Source organism: Aminobacter aganoensis, from assembly GCF_014206975.1.
GTDB lineage: Bacteria > Pseudomonadota > Alphaproteobacteria > Rhizobiales > Rhizobiaceae > Aminobacter > Aminobacter aganoensis.
In genome coordinates this window covers 366,698-386,241 of the sequence record NZ_JACHOU010000002.1, presented here as the reverse complement: position 1 = coordinate 386,241, position 19,544 = coordinate 366,698, and the positions used below count along the sequence as shown (strand labels likewise).

Annotated in this window: 24 protein-coding genes and 1 pseudogene; all 25 read left to right on the top strand. The window is 65.3% G+C overall.

The window, feature by feature from the left end; genetic code table 11:
• Positions 1–241 precede the first annotated feature (241 nt).
• The 25 genes and pseudogenes from GGR00_RS05815 (at position 242) to ccmE (ending at position 19,539) form a co-directional block, all read left to right on the top strand.
• On the top strand, positions 242–739 hold the full coding sequence (locus GGR00_RS05815; RefSeq protein ID WP_055978386.1) for a hypothetical protein: 498 nt from the start codon (positions 242–244) through the stop codon (positions 737–739).
• The gene (locus GGR00_RS05810; protein WP_184698450.1) at positions 669–1,949 is read left to right on the top strand and encodes a DNA-packaging protein; all 1,281 of its coding nucleotides are present in this window, start codon (positions 669–671) and stop codon (positions 1,947–1,949) included. Before GGR00_RS05815 ends, GGR00_RS05810 begins: the two co-directional genes overlap by 71 nt.
• 18 nt (positions 1,950–1,967) lie before the next feature.
• Positions 1,968–3,137, top strand: coding sequence for a phage portal protein (locus GGR00_RS05805; RefSeq protein ID WP_377863272.1), 1,170 nt, complete (start codon positions 1,968–1,970; stop codon positions 3,135–3,137).
• A gap of 19 nt (positions 3,138–3,156) precedes the next feature.
• Positions 3,157–3,513: a DUF6107 family protein gene (locus GGR00_RS05800; protein WP_184698446.1), complete on the top strand. Its 357-nt coding sequence runs from the start codon at positions 3,157–3,159 to the stop codon at positions 3,511–3,513.
• On the top strand, positions 3,503–4,192 hold the full coding sequence (locus tag GGR00_RS05795) for an HK97 family phage prohead protease (RefSeq protein ID WP_377863268.1): 690 nt from the start codon (positions 3,503–3,505) through the stop codon (positions 4,190–4,192). The genes GGR00_RS05800 and GGR00_RS05795 overlap by 11 nt, the downstream gene beginning before the upstream one ends.
• Positions 4,189–5,445, top strand: coding sequence for a phage major capsid protein (locus GGR00_RS05790; RefSeq protein WP_184698444.1), 1,257 nt, complete (start codon positions 4,189–4,191; stop codon positions 5,443–5,445). Before GGR00_RS05795 ends, GGR00_RS05790 begins: the two co-directional genes overlap by 4 nt.
• A gap of 109 nt (positions 5,446–5,554) precedes the next feature.
• Entirely contained in the window at positions 5,555–6,124 is a 570-nt protein-coding gene (locus tag GGR00_RS05785) for a head-tail connector protein (protein WP_184698442.1), read from the top strand.
• Positions 6,124–6,459 carry a phage head closure protein gene (locus tag GGR00_RS05780; protein WP_184698440.1) on the top strand — a complete coding sequence of 112 codons (336 nt, stop codon included), beginning with the start codon at positions 6,124–6,126 and terminating at the stop codon, positions 6,457–6,459. Before GGR00_RS05785 ends, GGR00_RS05780 begins: the two co-directional genes overlap by 1 nt.
• Positions 6,456–6,647, top strand: a complete 192-nt coding sequence (locus GGR00_RS05775; protein ID WP_184698438.1) for a hypothetical protein — start codon at positions 6,456–6,458, stop codon at positions 6,645–6,647. Before GGR00_RS05780 ends, GGR00_RS05775 begins: the two co-directional genes overlap by 4 nt.
• Positions 6,628–7,041: a DUF3168 domain-containing protein gene (locus GGR00_RS05770; RefSeq protein ID WP_055978395.1), complete on the top strand. Its 414-nt coding sequence runs from the start codon at positions 6,628–6,630 to the stop codon at positions 7,039–7,041. Before GGR00_RS05775 ends, GGR00_RS05770 begins: the two co-directional genes overlap by 20 nt.
• Before the next feature lie 49 nt (positions 7,042–7,090).
• Positions 7,091–7,507, top strand: coding sequence for a phage major tail protein, TP901-1 family (locus GGR00_RS05765; RefSeq protein ID WP_184698436.1), 417 nt, complete (start codon positions 7,091–7,093; stop codon positions 7,505–7,507).
• The gene (locus tag GGR00_RS05760) at positions 7,504–7,845 is read left to right on the top strand and encodes a gene transfer agent family protein (RefSeq protein WP_184698434.1); all 342 of its coding nucleotides are present in this window, start codon (positions 7,504–7,506) and stop codon (positions 7,843–7,845) included. Before GGR00_RS05765 ends, GGR00_RS05760 begins: the two co-directional genes overlap by 4 nt.
• Positions 7,846–7,883: 38 nt before the next feature.
• Positions 7,884–8,069 (top strand): annotated as a pseudogene (locus tag GGR00_RS05755) (phage tail assembly chaperone); the annotation flags it as partial.
• Complete coding sequence (locus GGR00_RS05750) at positions 8,062–8,637, top strand: phage tail tape measure protein (RefSeq protein ID WP_184698430.1); 576 nt, start codon at positions 8,062–8,064, stop codon at positions 8,635–8,637. The pseudogene GGR00_RS05755 and the gene GGR00_RS05750, both read left to right, overlap by 8 nt.
• Before the next feature lie 19 nt (positions 8,638–8,656).
• On the top strand, positions 8,657–9,295 hold the full coding sequence (locus GGR00_RS05745) for a DUF2460 domain-containing protein (protein WP_184698947.1): 639 nt from the start codon (positions 8,657–8,659) through the stop codon (positions 9,293–9,295).
• 2 nt (positions 9,296–9,297) lie between these two features.
• Complete coding sequence (locus GGR00_RS05740; RefSeq protein ID WP_184698945.1) at positions 9,298–10,179, top strand: DUF2163 domain-containing protein; 882 nt, start codon at positions 9,298–9,300, stop codon at positions 10,177–10,179.
• A complete protein-coding gene (locus tag GGR00_RS05735; protein WP_184698428.1) occupies positions 10,176–10,628 on the top strand; it encodes an NlpC/P60 family protein in 453 nt (150 codons plus the stop codon). Before GGR00_RS05740 ends, GGR00_RS05735 begins: the two co-directional genes overlap by 4 nt.
• A 20-nt stretch (positions 10,629–10,648) precedes the next feature.
• Entirely contained in the window at positions 10,649–14,548 is a 3,900-nt protein-coding gene (locus tag GGR00_RS05730) for a baseplate multidomain protein megatron (RefSeq protein WP_184698427.1), read from the top strand.
• A gap of 32 nt (positions 14,549–14,580) precedes the next feature.
• Entirely contained in the window at positions 14,581–14,793 is a 213-nt protein-coding gene (locus GGR00_RS05725; protein ID WP_055978469.1) for a hypothetical protein, read from the top strand.
• A gap of 76 nt (positions 14,794–14,869) precedes the next feature.
• Entirely contained in the window at positions 14,870–15,166 is a 297-nt protein-coding gene (locus GGR00_RS05720) for a hypothetical protein (RefSeq protein WP_055978402.1), read from the top strand.
• 67 nt (positions 15,167–15,233) lie between these two features.
• Complete coding sequence (locus GGR00_RS05715) at positions 15,234–15,899, top strand: response regulator transcription factor (protein WP_055978403.1); 666 nt, start codon at positions 15,234–15,236, stop codon at positions 15,897–15,899.
• Positions 15,900–15,945: 46 nt separating this feature from the next.
• Positions 15,946–17,322, top strand: coding sequence for an ATP-binding protein (locus GGR00_RS05710; protein ID WP_244487874.1), 1,377 nt, complete (start codon positions 15,946–15,948; stop codon positions 17,320–17,322).
• A gap of 92 nt (positions 17,323–17,414) precedes the next feature.
• On the top strand, positions 17,415–17,861 hold the full coding sequence (locus tag GGR00_RS05705) for a hypothetical protein (RefSeq protein ID WP_246441285.1): 447 nt from the start codon (positions 17,415–17,417) through the stop codon (positions 17,859–17,861).
• Positions 17,862–17,958: 97 nt separating this feature from the next.
• Positions 17,959–19,095, top strand: a complete 1,137-nt coding sequence (gene ccmI / locus GGR00_RS05700) for a c-type cytochrome biogenesis protein CcmI (RefSeq protein ID WP_184698425.1) — start codon at positions 17,959–17,961, stop codon at positions 19,093–19,095.
• A gap of 3 nt (positions 19,096–19,098) precedes the next feature.
• A complete protein-coding gene (gene ccmE / locus GGR00_RS05695; protein ID WP_055978406.1) occupies positions 19,099–19,539 on the top strand; it encodes a cytochrome c maturation protein CcmE in 441 nt (146 codons plus the stop codon).
• Positions 19,540–19,544 lie beyond the last annotated feature (5 nt).

Below are 19,544 nucleotides of genomic sequence, written 5' to 3'. Positions count from 1 at the left end.
TGACTGCAGCTTATATCAAAATGGGATTGCTGGCGAATTCAGGGCGCGCGTCCCTCGGCCCATGACTGACTTGTCCCCGATTTTCGACGCCGCGACAAGAGGGTGGCGGACAGCATCCCGGGAAGAGAAAAAGCATCGACATAGGAATATATTCTTGACAGCGTGACGGTGCTTTGATAGTGTCCGGATATCGTCAAAGAAGTGTAGCCAAACGGGCACACGGCGGGCGGTTTTCCCAATCATGAAGCTGGAGGTTTCGTTGGTCGCGATAGCGGACGAGCGATGGCGGGCGCTGCGCGCGCTCCATGAGGGTGCGACGGCGGACGTCGAACTCCTCTCGGTGGCAAGCGGCTATGCGGTCGCTTCGATCGAAAGGCGGTCGGCGCGGGAAGGCTGGATTGCTGCCGCCCCGGGCGACTTCGCCGAGCGGTTGGCACGGCTGGCCGATTCACTTGTCGCTCAGGTCGAGACATTGCGCCTGGAGAACGAGGACGGTTTCGACAAGGCGCAGGTGGAGATGGTGGGTTCGATCATCAGGACGGTCGAGAAGATTACCGAATTGATGCGGGGAGGCGAGGCAGCGAAAGTGAGCCAGACGGACAGAGATGCAGAAATGGCAGACGTGCTCGCAAGGATCGACCAACGCATCGTCGAACTTGCCAGAGACTATGCGCGAGTGCTTTGCGCAGCAGGGACTGACCCTGCGCCAAGGCAGGTTGATCGCGAAGGAGTGGTTTAGGTCGGCGCGGATCCAGCAATACCTGCTCGAGGCCGAACCGGCGACCTGGCTGGTGATGGGGGGACGCGGCGCCGGCAAGACCCGGCTCGGGGCGGAATGGGTCAACAGCCTGGTGCGCGGTTTTTCTCCCTTTGCATCGAGGCGGCATTCGCAGATAGCCCTGGTCGGCGAAACCCTTGCCGACGTGCGCGAGGTGATGATCGAAGGGCCGTCGGGCATCGCAACGATTTCGCGCCATGACAGGCCCCGTTTCGAACCGAGCCGCAAGAGGCTGGTCTGGGACAGTGGCGCGGTGGCGCAGATATTTTCTTCCGAAGATCCCGACAGCCTGCGTGGGCCTCAGTTCGAGGCGGCATGGTGCGACGAGCTCGCGAAGTGGAAACATGCCGATGCCTGTTTCGACATGCTGCAGTTCGGGCTGAGGCTCGGCGACAGGCCGCGCCAGGTCATCACCACGACGCCGCGACCCGTACCGCTGCTGAAGCGTCTGCTCGCCGATCCTGGTGTTGCGGTAACGCGCATGCGGTCGGACGACAACATCGCTAACCTGGCGCCGGGTTTTCTGGGCGCGATCCGCGGCCGCTATGGCGGCAGTGTGCTCGGACGGCAGGAACTGGATGGCGAACTGATCGAGGACCGCGCCGACGCGTTGTGGTCGCGCGACATGCTCGAAGCGGCCTTCGTCGCGGAAGCCGCCGACTTGCGTCGTATCGTGGTGGCGGTCGACCCGCCGGCGAGTTCGCGCAAGACATCGGATGCCTGCGGCATCGTCGCGGTCGGGCTCGATGCGGCCGGCCGGGCAGTGGTCCTGGCGGATGCCACGGTCCAGGCAGCGAAACCGCAGGATTGGGCCGGCGCGGCAGTACGGCTGTTTCATCGGCTGGAGGCTGACTGCATCGTCGCCGAGACCAACCAGGGCGGCGAGATGGTGACGGCGGTGATCCGAACCGTCGATCCGGCGGTGCCGGTAAAGGCGGTGCGGGCGAAGCGGTCGAAATGGCTGCGCGCCGAACCGATCGCTGCGCTCTATCCGCAAGGCAAGGTCTTGCATGCAGGGCGTTTTCCGGCCCTGGAAGACGAAATGTGCGACTTCGGCCCGAACGGGCTGTCGAATGGCCGCTCTCCCGACCGCGTCGATGCGCTGGTCTGGGCGATCGGCGAACTGATGCCGGACTGGTCGACCGAACCGCGAATCCGCGATTTTCTCTGAACAGGAAGCGATATGGCTGTGACTTGGCCTTGGTTCTGGCGGACCGGGAAGGGAAGCGTCGTGCCCGAACGCAAGAGCGGCGGACCGACCGGGTTTGTCGCCCTCCATGCCCAGGGCGAGGCGCGCTGGACACGGCGCGACTATGCCGGGCTGGCGCGTGAAGGTTTCATGCGCAATCCGATCGTGCATCGTTCGGTGCGCCTGATCTCGGAAACGGCGTCGGCGATACCCTGGCTGCTCTACGAGGGCGCCACCGAACTGGGCGACCACGCCTTGCTCGACCTGTTCGAGCGGCCGAACGAGCGCCAGGCCGGCGGCAGTTTCATGGAAGCGCTTTATGGTCACCTGCTGCTGTCGGGAAACGCCTATGTCGAAATGGTCGAGGCCGGTGGCGGTGCGCGTGAACTGCATCTGCTGCGGCCCGACCGGGTCGCCGTGGCAAGCGACGCAAGCGGTTGGCCGACGGCCTTGGACTATCGCGAAGGTGGCGCGCGCCGACGCATCGCGCTCGGCCTGTCGGACCAGGGTGGCGCTGCACATCTGACGCTGTTTCATCCGCTCGACGATCATTACGGCTTCCCGCCGCTCGAAGCGGCGCTGATCGCCCTCGACACGCACAACGCGGCCGGGCGCTGGAACAAGGCGCTACTCGACAATTCGGCGCGACCATCCGGGGCGCTGGTCTATGCGCCTAAGGACGGCGGCAACCTGAGCGACGACCAGTTCGACCGGCTGAAGGCCGAGCTGGAAGAGGGCTATTCCGGAGCGACCCGCGCCGGCCGGCCGCTTCTGCTCGAGGGCGGTCTTGACTGGAAGGCGATGGGGCTGACGCCGAAGGACATGGATTTCATCGAGGCGAAGCACTCGGCGAGCCGCGACATCGCGCTCGCCTTCGGCGTGCCGCCGATGCTGCTCGGCATCCCGGGTGACAACACCTATGCGAACTACCAGGAGGCGAACCGCGCCTTCTATCGCTTGACGGTGCTGCCGCTGGTGGCACGGACGGCGAAGGACCTGTCGGCATGGCTGGCGCCGGCCTTCGGCAGCGGCCTGCGGCTTTGGTACGACGCCGATCAGGTCGAGGGGCTCGCTGGAGAGCGCGATGCCCTGTGGACCCGGCTCAGGGCCGCCGATTTCCTCAGCGAGGACGAAAAGCGCGAGGCGGTGGGTTATCCGCCGCGCGGCTGAACAATCTGGGACCTGAACGATGACCGACATATCCAACCCCGGCTGGCTGTGGCTGGCCAAGGGCGGTGGCGCGATTGCCGGTTCGGCGATCTCGCTTGCCTACATTCTGCCGCAAGGCCGGCGCGAGGCCGCGGCGCGCTTTGCCGTGGGCGTGGTCTGCGGCCTGGTGTTCGGCGGTACCGTCGGCCTGAAGATCGCCGCCGAACTGGGCATCGAAGAACTGATCAGCCCGACCGAGATGACGATGATGGGAGCAGCAGCCGCAAGCCTGTGTGCCTGGTGGGCGCTCGGCTTTGTCATGCGCGCCTTTGAAGGCAACCGCGTCGGCCGGTGGCTCGACGACCGACGGAAGAGGAACGGCGCTGATGGTGCATGAGGCAGCAATGCGGCACGGCGAGCGGAAGCTCGTCGACCTGGTGCTCGACGAAGTCGCCGTCGACGGCAATTTCTCGGGCTATGCCAGCCTGTTTGGGCGGGTTGATCTCGGCAAGGACGTTGTCGAGCGCGGCGCCTTCGCCAAATCGCTTCGGACACGCGGCGCGGCGGGCATCCGAATGCTGTTTCAGCATGATCCCAACCAGCCGATCGGCACCTGGACCGAGCTGAAGGAAGACAGCCGCGGTCTGTTCGTGCGTGGCCGGCTGGCCAAGGACGTGGCGCGGGCCCGCGACGTGCACAACCTGCTGCGCGGCGGTGCGCTCGACGGCCTGTCGATCGGTTTTCGCGCCGTGAAGGCACGAAAGGAACAGGCGAGCGGTGTCCGCCATATCCTCGAGGCGGATCTTTGGGAGATCTCGATCGTCACCTTCCCGATGCTGCCCGAAGCGCGCATCGACACGGTCAAGGGCAGGGGGCGGCTGCCCACCACTCGACAATTCGAAGGCTGGCTCACGCGGGATGCGGGGCTGACCAGGAGCGACGCCCGGGCGGTCATCGCCGAGGGTTTTGCCAGCCTCGTGCGCAAGCGGGACGCCGCATGGGGACCTGAGAGCGGCCTCGCCGAACGCATCCGCGAGGCCACGCGCATGATCAAGCAAAAAGGAAGCAGCGTATGAACGAGACCAACGCGCCGCGCGCCCCCGAAATCAAGACGGCTGCCGGCGACAACCTCGACCTGAAGGATGCCTTCGGCGAGTTCATGACCACTTTCGAAGCCTTCAAGGACAGCAATGATGAGCGCCTGGCGCAGCTGGAAGGCAAGCTCGGCGCCGACGTGGTGACCAGCGACAAGGTCGATCGCATCTCGCGTGCGCTCGAGGAACAGAAGCGCACGCTCGACGGCTTGTCGCTGAAGCGGCTGCGGCCGGCACTTGGGCGCGATGGCCGGTCGATGCCGAGCGAGCACAAGGATGCATTCGATGCCTACATGCGCAACGGCGACGACCGTCAGCTACGCGCCCTCGACACCAAGGCGATGTCGTATGGCTCCGGCCAGGACGGCGGCTATCTGGTGCCGAACGAGACGGAAACCGAGATCGGCCGCCGGCTCTCGACATTGTCGCCGCTGCGTTCGATCGCCTCGGTGAGGCAGGTTTCGGCCGCCGTGCTGAAAAAGCCGTTCACCACCACGGGACCGGCCGTCGGCTGGGTTGCCGAGACGGCTGCGCGGCCGCAGACGGCGACGCCTGTCCTGGCCGAGCTGCAGTTCCCAACGATGGAGCTCTACGCCATGCCGGCGGCCACGGCGTCGCTGCTCGAAGACAGCGTCGTCGATCTCGACCAGTGGATCGCCTCCGAGGTGGAGACGGCCTTTGCCGAGCAGGAAGGCACCGCATTCGTCAATGGCAACGGCGTCAACAGGCCCAAGGGTTTCCTCGACTACAACAAGGTGGCCGAGGCGAGCTGGGCCTGGGGCGATATCGGCTACCTGGTGACCGGCGTATCGGGCGCGCTACCCGCGTCGAGCCCTTCGGACATCCTGATCGACCTCGTCTACACGCTGAAGGCAGGGTACCGGCAGAACGGCAGCTGGGTGATGAACCGCAAGACCCAGGCATCGATCCGCAAGCTGAAGGATGCCGACGGCAACTATCTCTGGCAGCCGCCTTCGGCACCCGGACAGCGGGCCATGCTGATGGGCTTCCCGCTTGTCGAGGCCGAAGACATGCCGGATGCGGCGGCTAACGCGACGCCGATCGCCTTTGGTGATTTCGGGCGCGGCTATCTGGTCGTCGACCGCACTGGCGTGCGCGTGCTGCGCGATCCCTATTCCGCCAAGCCCTACGTGCTTTTCTACACGACCAAGCGCGTCGGCGGCGGCGTCCAGGACTTCAGCGCGATCAAGCTGCTCAAATACGGCACCGCGTAAGCCGGCCAGACCGGGATATCCCTCGCGTCGACCGCTCAGTGCCGTTGCGGCCCCGGTGTCCCACCCCGCTCCGGGGCCGCTCCCTTTCCATGCCAGACACAGGTGATGAATGACCTTGATCAGAACCGTCGCGCCGGCGGTCGAGCCCGTGACGCTGGTCGACGCCAAGTCACATCTGCGCATATCGCACACCAGCGAGGACGCGCTGATGAGCGGCCTGATCCGCGCCGCGCGCGAGGATGTCGAGCGCACGACGGGTATGGCCCTGATCGACCAGACCTGGCGGCTGGTGCTCGATCGCTGGCCGGCCGACAACTTCGTGATGCTGACGCGGCACCCGGTGCGCCAGGTGATTTCGGTGACGACCTTCGGCAGCGAGGGCGAGGCGTCGGTCGTCAATCCCGGCGACTACCAACTGGACACGCTGTCGCGGCCGGCGCGCATCCACTTCGAGCGCGCACCGCAGCGGTTGCGCACGATGAATGGCGTCGAGATCGATTTTCGCACCGGTTTCGGCGAGGCGGGGACCGACGTGCCCGATCTGCTCAAACGGGCGATGCTCCTGCTCGTGGCGCACTGTTACGAGTTCCGCAGCAGCTTCGGTCCTGTCGACCAGCCGGTTTCCTACCCCGGTGGATATGACCGGCTGCTGTCCGGCTATCGGGCCCGGAGGCTCTGATGCGCGCGAGCTTCATCGACCCCGGCGCGCTGCGCAGCGAGTTTGCGCTCGAAGAATGCGTGACGACGCCGGATAGCATGGGCGGCCATGCGGAAAGCTGGGTCGAACTGGCGACCCTGTTTGCGCGGGTCGAGCCGGTTTCGGCGCACAGCCTGTTCGGCGCCGACCAATCGCTGGAGACGGCGACGCATCGAGTGACGGTGCGGTGGCGGGTCGGCTTGAAAAGCGGGATGCGCCTGCGCCGGGGCACGCGCGTGCTGGACATCGTGACCGTGCACGACCCCGACGAAACACAGCGTTACCTCGTTTGCCGCACAAGGGAGCAAGGTGCATGAACGTGACGATGAAGCTGACGCTGGATGGGCTGAAGCGGGCGTTGCGCTGGAAGGCGCATGAACTGGCGGAGAACGCCGAACAGGGCTACCGTGACGCAACGCCCGCCAAAAGGCTGGCCGATGTGCCGTCCTTGCGGGCACGAGCGAGAAGCAAGAGGGAGCGAAACGATGACCGCCCCGGCCGCTGAGTTGCAGAAGGCGGTGTTTGCGGCGCTCCGCGGCAACGCCGCGCTGGTGGCGCTCCTGGGCGGCCCGAAGATACACGATCAGGCGCCCGCCAATGTCGGCTTTCCCTACCTGACCTTCGGGCGGACGAGCGTCTACGACTGGAGCACCGACACCGAAAGCGGCACCGAACAGCTGTTTTCGGTCCATGTCTGGTCGAAGTCGCAAGGCAAGCGCGAAGCGCTCGACATCATGGAAGCGGTGCGTGGCCTGCTCGACGACGCGACGCTCAACCTGGGCACGCAGCATCTGGTCAGCATGCGGCTCGAATTCTCCGAGGCCCGGTTCGACGACCGGCTGTCGGTGCAGCACGGCCTGTTGCGCTTTCGCGCCGTGACCGAGCCGGTGGCTGCCTGACGCGCGGCCTCTCCAGTATCTTTCTCAAGACATTTCAGGAGACCAACGAATGGTCGCACAGAAGGGCAAGGACCTTCTGCTCAAGATCGACACCAACGGTCTTGGCAGCTTCGTCACCGTTGCTGGGCTGCGCTCAAAACGCATCGCCTTCAATAGCGAGACGGTCGACATCACCGATGCCGAGTCGGCCGGGCGCTGGCGCGAACTGCTGGCCGGGAGCGGCGTGCAGCGGGCGGCGGTGAGCGGCTCGGGCATCTTCAAGGACCAGCAGTCCGATGCCAGGATCCGCACCTGCTTCTTTGGCAGTGAGATCGTGAGGTGGCAATTGGCCGTGCCGGATTTCGGCGTCGTCGACGGGCCGTTCCAGATCACCGCGCTGGAATACACCGGCAACCACGACGGCGAGGTGACGTTCGAGGTAGCGCTGGAGTCTGCCGGCGTCGTTGGCTTCACGGTGGCGCCATGACGGTGAACAGGCGACGCGGCGAGATTGCCGCCGAACTGGACGGCAAGAGCCACCGGCTGTGCCTGACACTGGGCGCCCTGGCCGAGCTCGAGGCGAGCTATGCCGCCGATGATTTGACTGCGCTGGTGCAGCGCTTTTCCTCCGGCAGGCTGTCCGCCACCGACATGATCCGTATCATCGGCGCCGGCTTGCGCGGTGCCGGACATCAGCTTTCCGACGACGAGGTGGGCAGCATGCGGGCCGAAGGTGGCGTCGCCGGCTTTGCCGCGATCGTTTCGGACCTCCTGACCACGACCTTCGGCGCTGCGCCCAAGGCCGAGGATGGTCCAAACCCTTAGCCGCCGCAGCGGGCACAGCTGCCGAATTTCCCTGGGACCGCGCGATGGCCACGGGGTTCGGCCTGCTGCGGCTATCGCCGAAAGATTTTTGGGCAATGACGCCGCGCGAACTGGAGCGGGCGATGAGCACTATCGCGACAGCCAGAACCGGAGCGCCGGGCAAGGCGCAACTGATTGAATTGATGAACCGGTTTCCGGATCAAACGGAGAGCCAAATTGGCTGAGAAGGTCGAGGTCAGGATAGAGGCGGACGACAGTTCGTTCGTGGAGACGTTGAAGTCGCTGGAAAAGCTATCCGACAGCTTTGGTGCTCATCTTACCAGCGCGCTGAGGATGGCAACCGTCGGCGGCCGCGAACTCGAGGACGTGCTGCGAAACCTGGGAATGAATCTCGCTGGCATGGCGTTGGGGCACGGCCTGAAGCCGCTTCAGGCACAGGGCGCGTCTCTGTTCGAGAACTTGTTGAAAGGCCTGCAAAACGTTCTTCCCTTCGCGAAAGGCGGGGTGACTGGCGGCGTGACGCCGTTTGCCTCCGGCGGGGTGGTGTCATCGCCTACCTATTTTCCGGCCGGCAGGAACATCGGACTGATGGGCGAAGCTGGTCCCGAGGCCATCCTGCCGCTGCGCCGGGGGGCTGACGGCAGCCTCGGCGTCGCGGCACCCGGCGGCGGTGGCGCCGTCAACGTCGTCTTCAACGTCACGGCGCAGGACGCTGCATCGTTCCGCAAATCCGAAGCACAGATCACAGGCATGCTGGCGCGGGCTGTTTCGCGCGGCGCGAGAACGTTCTGAGGGAGGGATCGTGTCGGAACTGGCCAGTTTTCATGATGAGATCTTTCCGCTCGCCGTGTCTTTCGGCGCGACAGGCGGACCCGAGCGGCGCAACGAGATCGTTTCGCTGACCTCGGGGCGGGAGAAGCGCAACCTGCGTCTTTCGCAGTCGCGCCATCACTACGACGTCGGCAGCGGCGTGAAGTCGCTGGACGATCTGCACGACGTGCTGTCGTTTTTCGAGGCGCGGCGCGGATCGCTGCATGCATTTCGTTTCCGCGATCCCTTCGACATGAAGTCGTGCCGGCCTGGAGACCAGCCGACCATGCTCGACCAGTTGCTTGGTTCGGGAGACGGAACCAGGGCACGCTTCGGCCTGGTGAAAGCCTACGGTTCCGGCGTCGATGCGTACAAGCGCCTTATCGCCAAACCGGTCCTGGCCAGTCTTCGTGTCGCTGTCGCGGGCGTCGAACGATTTTCGCCTGAGTTCTCGTTCGATGGCGCGACCGGTGATGTCGTGTTTTCGCCTGGATCCATCCCGGGCACCGGCACCCTGGTCACGGCAGGTTTCGAATTCCATGTGCCCGTGCGCTTCGATGTCGAGCGTTTGTCGCTGAGCCTGACGGCTTTCAAGGCAGGGCAGATCCCGTCGATCCCGCTGGTGGAGGTGCGCCTGTGACCATGCCCGTGGAACTGGCCGATCATCTCGGCCGAGCCGTGACCAGCGTCTGCCATTGTTGGCGACTGACCAGGAAAGATGGTGTCGTCAGCGGTTACACCGACCACGATCGGCCGCTTGCATTCGACGGCACGACCTTTGAGCCTGGATCCGGGTTGAGCGCCAGCGAAGCGCGCAGCTCACTCGGCCTTGCGGTCGACACGGTCGATGTCGAGGGCGCACTGAGTTCGGACCGGATCCGCGATGATGACATCGCAGCCGGACTGTACGACAGCGCGACCGTCGAGACGTTCCTGGTCAACTGGATAGCCCCCGGGCAATTTGCACTGCTGCGGACGGCGACCGTGGGCAAGATCACCCGGAGCGACCAGCGCTTCGTTGCCGAACTGGAGAGCGCCACGCACGCGGTCGACCAGGTGCGGGGGCGCTATGTCAGCCGCTCATGCGACGCCGAATTAGGCGACCAGCGCTGCGGCGTGGCGCTGAACCAGCCTCAGTTTTCGGGCAGCGGGACGGTCTTGGCCGCTGCCGAGCCGGACATGCTGACCGTTTCGGGATTGAATGGTTTTGCGCCGGGATGGTTCGGGCACGGCACGTTGACCTGGACCAGCGGGACCAGAGCCGGCCGCAGCGAAAGGATCGTCGACCATCGTCGGGATGGTTTGGGCGTGACGCTCGTCATGGGGTCGCATGCCGGTTCCCCGGCGTCGGCGGGAGATGGCTTCTCGGTTCGCGCCGGTTGCGACAAGACGTTCGCGACCTGCAAGGCGAAATTCTCCAACGCGCTGAGTTTCCGCGGGTTTCCGCATCTGCCTGGCAATGATGCCGGTTATGCCTACGTCACGGAGGGCGGCAATTTCGATGGCGGGCCGGTCGTGTCATGAGCGGGAATGCTGGCAGGGACCGTATTGCCGCGTCTGTCGTTTCGGCGGCGTTGGAATGGGTCGGCACGCCCTACAGGCATCAGGGCAGCCGCAAGGGCGTGGCCTGCGATTGCCTGGGACTGGTGCAGGGCGTGTGGCGTGACATCTACGGGCGCGAACTGGAGCCGCCGGGACCTTATGCGCCCGACTGGGCCGAAGCCACCGGACAGGAGCGCTTGCTCGAGGGCTTGCGCCGGCATTTCGAGGACAAGCCGATCTCGGCCATGGCTGCCGGCGATCTCATCGTGTTCCGCTGGCGGCCGCATCTGCCGGCCAAGCACGCGGCGATCCTGATCGAACCGGATAACTTCGTGCATGCCTATCAGGACCACGGCGTGACGCTGACACGGCTGGTGCCGCAGTGGCGCCGCCGCATCGCCGCTGCCTTTGCCTTTCCATGTCTGACATAGCCGATTAGCGGAGACCGCCGATGGCGACCATTCTATTGCAGGCTGCCGGGGCATTTCTCGGCGGCATGCTCGGGCCGATCGGCACCGCCATCGGCACGGCCGCGGGCGCGCTGGCGGGTTATGTCGTCGACCGCGCGCTGATCGACGGCACGAGGCGCATCGAAGGTCCGCGCCTTGCGGGAGCGCGGCCGTTCACAGCCGAAGAGGGCGCCTCGCTTCCGCGGATCTACGGCACGGCGCGTGTCGGAGGCACGCTGATCTGGGTGACGCGCTTCCGGGAGACGCGTACGACGCGGCGCCAGGGCAAGATGGGCCCCAAGGTTACCGAGTATGCCTATTACGGCAATGCCGCCTTTGCGCTTTGCGAAGGCGAGATCGCCGGAGTTCGCCGGGTCTGGGCCGACGGCCGCGAGATCGACCGCAACACGATCGAACTGCGCATCCACCTTGGCGCTGAAAACCAGGTCGTCGATCCGCTGATTGCGGCCAAGCAGGGCACCGGCAACGCGCCAGCCTATCGCGGCGTGGCCTATGCCGTGGTCGAGAACCTGGACATCGGCGAATACGGCAACCGCATTCCCCAGATGCAGTTCGAGGTGATCCGTCCGATCGGCCAATTGCGCAATCAAGTGCGCGCGATCTCGCTGATACCGGGGGCCACCGAATATGGCCTGTCGACAAGCCTGGTCCGGCGCCAGAGGCGGCCCGGCGACACCGAGGCGGTCAATCGCCACGTGCTCTACGCCGGCACCGACATTGCCGCTTCGCTCGACGAACTGCAGATGCTGTGCCCAAACTTGGAGAACGTGGCGCTTGTCGTCGCCTGGTTCGGCACCGATCTGCGGGCAGGGCAATGCCTGATCCGGCCCGGCGTCACGCAATCATCGCCATCCGGCCTGTCGTCGGACTGGCTGGTTTCCGGCGTGACCCGTCCGCAAGCCTTGGTGGTGTCGAGCCACGACGGCGGCCCGGCCTATGGCGGGACGCCATCTGACAAGAGCGTCAGGGAGGCGATCGCCGAGATCAAGGCACGCGGCCTGAAGGTGACGGTCTATCCGTTCGTGATGATGGACATTGCCGAGGGCAACAGCCTGCCCGATCCTTATGGCCATGCCAGCCAGCCAAGCTATCCGTGGCGCGGGCGCATCACCTGCACCCCGGCGCCTTTGCTCCCCGGCACCGTGGATCGCACGGCGGCGGCGCGGAGCCAGGTAGATGCCTTCGCGGGAGCCGCACTGCGGACCCAGTTTGCCGCTGCCGCCGACACGATCGCCTACTGGGGCAACCCGAACGACTGGGGCTACCGGCGTTTCATCCTGCATTACGCACACCTCGCAGCGGTTGCGGGTGGGGTCGATGCGTTCCTCATCGGCACCGAGTTGCGGGGCCTGACGACATTGCGCGATGGCGGCAACGCGTTTCCGTTCGTCGAGGAGCTTTGCACTCTGGCTGCTGATGCTCGCGCGGTGCTGGGACCGGCATGCCGTATCACCTATGGCGCCGATTGGAGCGAATATTACGGCCACCAGCCCGGCGACGGCAGTGGCGACGTCTACTTCCATCTCGATCAGCTTTGGGCGCATCCGGCGATCGACGCGGTCGGCATCGACAACTACATGCCGCTGTCGGACTGGCGCGACGCCGACTATGCCGGCGGAAATCCAGACGGATTTGCTTCGCCCTACGATCCGGCGGCGCTGGGTGCGATGATCGCCGGCGGCGAGGGCTTCGACTGGTATTATGCGGACTTCGCGGCCAGGCTGTCGCGATCGAGAACGCCGATCAGCGATGGCACCCATGGCAAGCCTTGGGTGTTTCGATACAAGGACCTGGTCGGCTGGTGGAGCAATCAGCACCACAATCGCCCCGGCGGCGTGGAAGCGGCGACCCCGACGGCGTGGGTGCCGCGCAGCAAGCCGATCTGGTTCACCGAGTTGGGAGGCCCGGCGATCGACAAGGGCCCCAACCAGCCCAACATGTTTCCGGACGTCAAATCGTCCGAGAATGGAACGCCCCATTTTTCCAACGGCGGCCGGTCGGATATTGCACAGCGCCGCTTGCTCGAGGCACACGCCATGCATTGGGATCCGGCCGCCGCCGGCTTCGAAGGGGCGCACAATCCGCTGTCGCCGGTCTATGGCGGTCGCATGGTCGACGCGGCGCGCAGCTATGTCTGGGCGTGGGACGCGCGTCCCTATCCGGTCTTCCCGCTGCAGTCGCGGGTCTGGTCGGATGGTGCCGGCTGGCATCGCGGCCACTGGCTGAACGGCCGATTCGGCAGTCCGACGGTGGCCGATCTCGTCAATGCCATCCTGCACGATCACGGACTGCCTCCGGCCGATGTGGACGGCGTCGACGGAACGGTGACCGGCTATGTGATCGCCGACCCGGCCTCGGCACGGGGCTCGCTCGAACCGCTTATCGACATGTTTGGCATTTCCGCCAGCCAGCGACCGGAGGGACTGGCATTCAGGCGCGCAACGACATCGAACGCCACCGCAATCGAGCTGACTGACTTGGCATTCGACGGCGAGAACGCCGTGACCGAGACTGCACGCAGCCCCGATCACGACCTGCCGGCGGAGGCGATACTCGGATTCCGCGACCCGGTTGCCGACTATCAATCGGCATCGGTCAGGAGCAGGAGATTTGCTGCGACGGGCAGCCGCCAGCATCTCCTGTCTTTTCCCGGCGTTCTGGACGCAGGACAGGCGCGCATGCTTGCCGATGACTGGATGCGAAGGGCCTGGCAAGAGCGCGAGATTGTCAGCTTCGCCCTTGCCGAGCCGCGGGCCGATGTCGAGCCTGGCACGATCATCAAGCTTCCAGCTTCCGGCAGCACGTCTGAATTCCTCGTCACCGAGATCGAACAGGGGCTGGTGCGCAAGGTTGCCGCGCGGCAGATGGCGCGATCGGTGCCAACGCCATGGCGGTCATCGAATCCTGGTGTTGCAGCCACCGCTCCGGTGGTTGCCGGACAGCCTCACGCCGTGTTCCTCGACCTGCCGATGATGGATGGGACTACGGCAAATCCGCATCTGCAATTTCGTGTAGCGGTGACGCAGACGCCGTGGAAAAGCCAGGCGCTGTTCGTATCGCCGGAGGAGACCGGCTTTGCGCTGCGCGGCTCGGTCGGCCGTCGTGCCGACATGGGCGTGCTCACCGCTGCGCTGGCGCCGGGGATGGAAGGCAGGCTCGATCGGGCGGCTACCGTGACCGCCGAGCTTTACGAAGGCGAACTGGCAAGTGTCAGCCGACTGCAACTGCTCAACGGCGCGAACCTCGTGGCTGTGCGGTCTGCCATCGGGGCATGGGAAGTGCTGCAGTTCGAGACGGCGGAGGAAATTGCACCCGAGATATGGCGATTGCGCGGATTGTTGCGCGGGCAGTTCGGGACTGGCGATGCCGCATCCGCCGGCGCCGCGCTCGGCGCAGACCTTGTCGTCCTCGACGAAGGCGTGGTGTCCGCGGGTCTGTTGGCCGGCGAAGCCGGCTTGCAACTCAATTGGCGCGTCGGCCCGCTTGGCGCGGATTTCTCCAGCGCCAGTTTCGCTGCGTCGACGGAGACAGGCGGCAAGCGCGCGCTGATGCCGCTTTCTCCCGTTCACCTCAGGGCGAGGGCCGAAGGTGGCGATCTTTCGCTGACGTGGACCAGGCGCGGACGCATCGATGCCGACAGTTGGGAAGCCAGCGACATTCCGCTCGGCGAGGAGCGGGAGGAATATCGCGTCGAGGTGTCGGCTGTGGGCGGCGGGCTGCGCCGGTCGGCAACCGTGTCGACAGCGGCCTGGATCTACGCAGCGGCGGATATCGTCGCCGATTTCGGCAGCCCGCCGCCAGCGCTCGACATTACCGTGCGCCAATTGAGCGTTGCCGCCGGCCCGGGCCTGCCCACCTCAGGACGGTTTTCGCTCGCCTGAGGCGGGCGCTCATGCAGTTGAAAGGAGCAGACATGTTGAACCTGAAACCCTGGTATCTCTCGCGAACGATCTGGGCCTCGGTGGTGACCATGCTGGTGGGCGGAGCCGGGCTTGCCGGCTTGCCGCTCGACGGCATCGACAACTCCGCCTTGACCGACACCATCCTGCAGGCGATCACCGCCCTTTCTGGACTGGTTGCGATCTTTGGCAGGCTGGCGGCCAAGCAACGCATTGGCAAAGGCTAGCAGACTTGCAATGGCGTCGATTGCATGAATTCATCGTTCATTCCACGTTCAGCACTGGCGTATTAGAAACCACGACATGAAAACGCTTCGCTCCATATTCCGGCCAACGATTGCAGCGCTCTGCGCCGCCGGCCTTTTCGCCGTGTCGGCGAACGCCGCGCCCCTGCGCACGGCGGAAGGCGGGGAAATCCTGGTGGCGGCCGCAGATTGTTATTCGATCGGCCAGCAGGTGGCCGACCAGCAGGGCGGCACCCTGGCACGGGCGTCCGAATCCAATCAGGGCGGACAGTCGGTCTGCGTGATCGTGGTGCTGGTGCCTGCAAAGGATGGCCAGCGCCCACGCCGCGTCGAGGTCGTGGTGCCGGCCAACTAGCCCGGATTTCCCGCACGCCCGGAATCGCCTATATCTTCTGCCATCGTTCCACTGGTCGCAAAATCGCATGCGCATACTCGTCGTCGAAGATGACAAGGACCTGAACCGCCAGATCTCCGAGGCGCTGACCGACGCCGGCTATGTCGTCGACAAGGCCTTTGACGGCGAGGAGGGGCATTTTCTCGGCGATACCGAGCCCTACGACGCGATCGTGCTCGATATCGGCCTGCCGCAGATGGACGGCATCAGCGTCGTCGAACGCTGGCGCCGTGAAGGCCGCAAGATGCCGGTGCTGATGCTGACGGCGCGCGACCGCTGGAGCGACAAGGTTGCCGGCATCGACGCCGGTGCCGATGACTACGTCACCAAGCCGTTCCACATCGAGGAAGTCCTGGCGCGGGTGAGGGCGCTGATACGCCGCGCCGCCGGCCACGCCTCGTCGGAACTGTCGTGCGGGCCGGTCAGGCTCGACACCAAAGCGTCCAAGGCCGACGTCAACGGCGTGCCGCTGAAGCTGACCTCGCACGAATTCCGCCTGCTCGCCTATCTCATGCACCACATGGGCGAGGTGGTCTCCCGCACCGAACTGGTCGAGCATCTCTACGACCAGGATTTCGACAGGGATTCCAACACGATCGAGGTCTTCGTCGGTCGCCTCCGCAAGAAGATGGGTATCGACATGATCGAAACCGTCCGCGGCATGGGCTACCGCATGCGCGAGCCGGAGGCGTAAGGCGGAACAGCTTCGCAAACGACTGGGGCGGTGGAAGCGCTACGTGCTGGGCCTTGGCCCGCGTTCGCTGGCATTCCGCGTCATCGCGTTTTCGACCGTGTGGGCGATCCTGGCTTTTGCGCTGATCTTCACGGTCATCAGTTCGCTCTACCGCCAGACCAGCGAGCGCGGTTTCGACAGCCTGCTGTCGGCGCACCTCTTTAACCTCATCGGCTCCGTCGGCGTGTCGGACAGCGGCACGCTGACCGGAGGTCCCGATCTCGGCGACCTCAGGTTCTCGGAGCCGGAATCGGGCTGGTACTGGTCTGTCGAGCCGGTCTCCAAGGGGCTTGTCGGGCAGTTGCGTTCGTCGTCGATGACCGAGCCGGTGGCGTCGCCGAGCGTCAATGACGCGCCGTTCGATGCCGAGTTCCAACGCCACTACCGGGTCGACGGCATCGTCGGCGAGGAACTCGAGGTTTTCGAGACCGAGTTCGTGCTGGATTCGCAGAACCGCATCGCGCGCTTCCGCGTCATGGGCAACCGCACCGAGCTCGAGGACGAGATCAGCGGCTTCGAATGGCGCCTGTTCACCTACCTGACGCTGTTCGGCCTGGGCATGATCGCTATCAACGCCATTGCCATCCTTCTCGGCCTGCAGCCGCTGACGCGGGTCCGCAACGCGCTCGCCATGGTCCGCGAGGGCACGGCGCAACGCCTGACCGGGCGTTTTCCCGCCGAAATCCAGCCGCTCGCCAACGAGACCAATGCGCTGATCGAAAACAACCGCCGCATCGTCGAGCGGTCGCGCACCCAGGTCGGCAATCTGGCGCATTCGCTGAAGACGCCGCTTGCGGTGATGCTCAACGAGGGGCGTGCGCTTGGCGGGACCAAGGGGCAACTCATTGCCGACCATGCGACGGCGATGCAAAAGCAGATCGACCACTATCTCCAGCGGGCGCGGGTGGCGGCACAACGCGAGAGCGTCGTCTACCGCACCCCCGTCACGCCTCTGTTGCAGCGCATGGTACGGGTGATGGAAAAGCTGACCCGCGGCACCAGGATCACCCTCTCCCTGCCGGAAACCGAAGTGGTCTTCGCCGGCGAACGGGAGGATCTCGAGGAGGTGGTCGGTAATTTGCTCGAAAACGCGATGAAATGGGCGCACAGTGCCGTCAAGGTTTCGGTTGAGCCGGTGCCGCCAGCCGGCGAGGAGCCGCCGCGTTTCCTGCTCCGGATCGAGGACGACGGCCCGGGAATTCCGGAGGACAAGGCGCGCGAAGCACTGCAGCGCGGGAAGCGCCTCGACGAAACAAAACCGGGCACGGGCCTCGGCCTCGCCATCGTCGCCGATCTGGTCAAGGAGTATGGCGGAACGCTTCGATTGGAGCGATCAGCGATGGGCGGATTGAAGGCCGTCATCGAGTTGCGCGGCGTGCAATAGAAATGGCTGGCCGAATCGGCCCCATTTCGGCCAAAGATGCAATCTAACGCGGCGCCAAGCCCTTGTAAGCGGACGCAAATTCGGAACCGGTGATGAGCATGAGACTTCGGGTGGCACTGGTTGCGGGATTGCTTGCCGTCTCTGGATGCACGACGTCGGGCCTGAGCAGCGGCGGTGGGATCGTGCCGGCGCTCGGCGGCGGCGACAGCGGTGCTTCCAACGGCAAGGTCGCGGCACGCATCATCAACGCGATGGATGGCGGCCTGATCGGCGGCACGGTCGGCAATGGGCTGAGCGGCAGCGACCGGCGCAAGGCGCTTGAAGCCGAGTACCGCGCGCTGGAATATGGTCAGGGCGGACAAGCTGTCGCCTGGAAGGGAGACGGCCGTTCCGGTGAGGTCGTCGCTGCACAGCCATATCGTGTCGGCTCGCAGGACTGCCGCCAGTATTCGCAGACCGTGTTTACGACAGGGACGCCACTGGTCGCCCGCGGGACCGCTTGCCGCAATGCGGATGGCAGCTGGACGCCTCTGACCTGAATTCTCACGCGTTGTTGCTTTGTCAACGACGCGGACCGTCAATAAGCCGCAGGACGGGGATGTTGGCAGCCCGGCGGCTGCTGGCTATTTAGGTGCCATGCTGTTCTGGGTCATAGCCGCTCTTCTGACACTCGGTGCGAGCCTTGCGGTTCTGTTGCCATTGACGCGACAGGTCGAAGGCGAATCCGACACCAGCCACGACCTCGAAGTCTACCGCGACCAGCTGGCCGAGCTCGACAGGGATGCCGCGCGCGGGCTGATCGCGCCCGTCGACGCCGAGCAGGCACGCGCCGAAATCGCGCGCCGCATCATCAAGCTCGATGCGGAAGGCGGGGCAAAGATGAAGGGCGCTTCGCAGTTCGCGCCGCGGCTGGTCGGCGTCGTTGCCGTGCTGGCGATTCCCGTGCTGAGCTGGAGCATCTACACCTCGATAGGTTCGCCCGATGTCCCGTCGCAGCCCTTGAAGGCGCGTCTCGAGCAGAAGCCGGCCGACAGTTCAGTCGACGAGTTGATCGCCCGGGCCGAGGCGCATCTGGTCGCCAACCCCTCCGACGGCCGCGGATGGGACGTGCTGGCGCCCATCTACCAGCGCATGGGCCGCGCCGACGACGCAGTCACCGCCTATCGCAACGCGATCCGCCTGGAAGGCTCCACCGCGGCGCGCCAGTCCGGTCTTGGCGAGGCGATTGCCGGCGTATCGGATGGCATCGTCACGTCGGATGCGCGCGTGGCATTCGAGGCGGCGCTGAAGCTCGAGCCGGCAAATCCAAAGGCGCATTATTTCCTCGGCGTCGCCCTGGCGCAGGAAGGCAAGTTTGCCGAGGCCGCCATTGCCTGGCGTCAGCTGGCCGCAAGCGTGCCGACGGATTCGCCGTGGCGTTCGGTCGCCGAACAGGCCGTTGCCCAGGCCGAGGCGCGTGGCGCCCCCGCCGACGCAACGGCGGCAGCACCCGGACCGAACCAGGGTGACATTGATGCCGCCGCTTCCATGTCGACGGATGATCGCACGGCGATGATCGAAGGCATGGTGGCGACGCTGGACGAGAAACTGCGCCAGAATCCGCGCGATCCGGAAGGCTGGCTGCGGCTGGTGCGTTCGTATCAGGTGCTCGGCAAGACCGACCTGGCCCAGGACGCGCTGGGGCGTGCCTACACCGCACTCGGCCGCGACAGCGAGGACGGCCGCAAGCTCACCGAACTGGCTGGCTCGCTCGGATTGAAGGTCACGGAGTAACCCATGACGCGCAAGCAGAAACGCCTGTCGGTCATCGCTGGTGCGCTGGTCTTTCTCGGCGCGGCGACAGCACTGACCTTCTATGCGCTTGGCCAGAAGGCATCCTATTTCTACATGCCCGCCGACCTGCAGGCGGCAACCCTGGAACCAGGGCAGCGCATTCGTCTCGGCGGCCTCGTCGAGAACGGAAGCATCGTGCGCGGCCAGGGCACCGAGGTCGCGTTCGGGGTGACCGATTCCGAGGAAACGGTCAAAGTGCGCTACACTGGCATTTTGCCCGACCTGTTTCGGGAAGGGCAGGGCGTGATCACCGAGGGTACGTTCGGTGCCGACGGCGTGTTCGTCGCCGACAGCGTGCTTGCCAAGCACGACGAAAACTACATGCCCAAGGAAGTCGCCGACAGCCTGAAGGAAAAGGGCGTCTGGCAGGAAACCACGCAATGAACCGC

Excerpts from the sequence above, each read along its gene's own strand:
- GGR00_RS05735 (WP_184698428.1), top strand. The coding sequence starts at position 10,176 with ATGAGCGGGAATGCTGGCAGGGACCGTATTGCCGCGTCTGTCGTTTCG.
- ccmE (WP_055978406.1), top strand. The coding sequence starts at position 19,099 with ATGACGCGCAAGCAGAAACGCCTGTCGGTCATCGCTGGTGCGCTGGTC.
- ccmI (WP_184698425.1), top strand. The coding sequence starts at position 17,959 with ATGCTGTTCTGGGTCATAGCCGCTCTTCTGACACTCGGTGCGAGCCTT.
- GGR00_RS05795 (WP_377863268.1), top strand. The coding sequence starts at position 3,503 with ATGGTGCATGAGGCAGCAATGCGGCACGGCGAGCGGAAGCTCGTCGAC.
- GGR00_RS05720 (WP_055978402.1), top strand. The coding sequence starts at position 14,870 with ATGAAAACGCTTCGCTCCATATTCCGGCCAACGATTGCAGCGCTCTGC.
- GGR00_RS05705 (WP_246441285.1), top strand. The coding sequence starts at position 17,415 with ATGAGCATGAGACTTCGGGTGGCACTGGTTGCGGGATTGCTTGCCGTC.
- GGR00_RS05800 (WP_184698446.1), top strand. The coding sequence starts at position 3,157 with ATGACCGACATATCCAACCCCGGCTGGCTGTGGCTGGCCAAGGGCGGT.
- GGR00_RS05725 (WP_055978469.1), top strand. The coding sequence starts at position 14,581 with ATGTTGAACCTGAAACCCTGGTATCTCTCGCGAACGATCTGGGCCTCG.
- GGR00_RS05785 (WP_184698442.1), top strand. The coding sequence starts at position 5,555 with ATGACCTTGATCAGAACCGTCGCGCCGGCGGTCGAGCCCGTGACGCTG.
- GGR00_RS05740 (WP_184698945.1), top strand. The coding sequence starts at position 9,298 with ATGCCCGTGGAACTGGCCGATCATCTCGGCCGAGCCGTGACCAGCGTC.
- GGR00_RS05730 (WP_184698427.1), top strand. The coding sequence starts at position 10,649 with ATGGCGACCATTCTATTGCAGGCTGCCGGGGCATTTCTCGGCGGCATG.
- GGR00_RS05715 (WP_055978403.1), top strand. The coding sequence starts at position 15,234 with ATGCGCATACTCGTCGTCGAAGATGACAAGGACCTGAACCGCCAGATC.
- GGR00_RS05790 (WP_184698444.1), top strand. The coding sequence starts at position 4,189 with ATGAACGAGACCAACGCGCCGCGCGCCCCCGAAATCAAGACGGCTGCC.
- GGR00_RS05760 (WP_184698434.1), top strand. The coding sequence starts at position 7,504 with ATGACGGTGAACAGGCGACGCGGCGAGATTGCCGCCGAACTGGACGGC.
- GGR00_RS05780 (WP_184698440.1), top strand. The coding sequence starts at position 6,124 with ATGCGCGCGAGCTTCATCGACCCCGGCGCGCTGCGCAGCGAGTTTGCG.
- GGR00_RS05815 (WP_055978386.1), top strand. The coding sequence starts at position 242 with ATGAAGCTGGAGGTTTCGTTGGTCGCGATAGCGGACGAGCGATGGCGG.
- GGR00_RS05810 (WP_184698450.1), top strand. The coding sequence starts at position 669 with ATGCGCGAGTGCTTTGCGCAGCAGGGACTGACCCTGCGCCAAGGCAGG.
- GGR00_RS05775 (WP_184698438.1), top strand. The coding sequence starts at position 6,456 with ATGAACGTGACGATGAAGCTGACGCTGGATGGGCTGAAGCGGGCGTTG.
- GGR00_RS05770 (WP_055978395.1), top strand. The coding sequence starts at position 6,628 with ATGACCGCCCCGGCCGCTGAGTTGCAGAAGGCGGTGTTTGCGGCGCTC.
- GGR00_RS05765 (WP_184698436.1), top strand. The coding sequence starts at position 7,091 with ATGGTCGCACAGAAGGGCAAGGACCTTCTGCTCAAGATCGACACCAAC.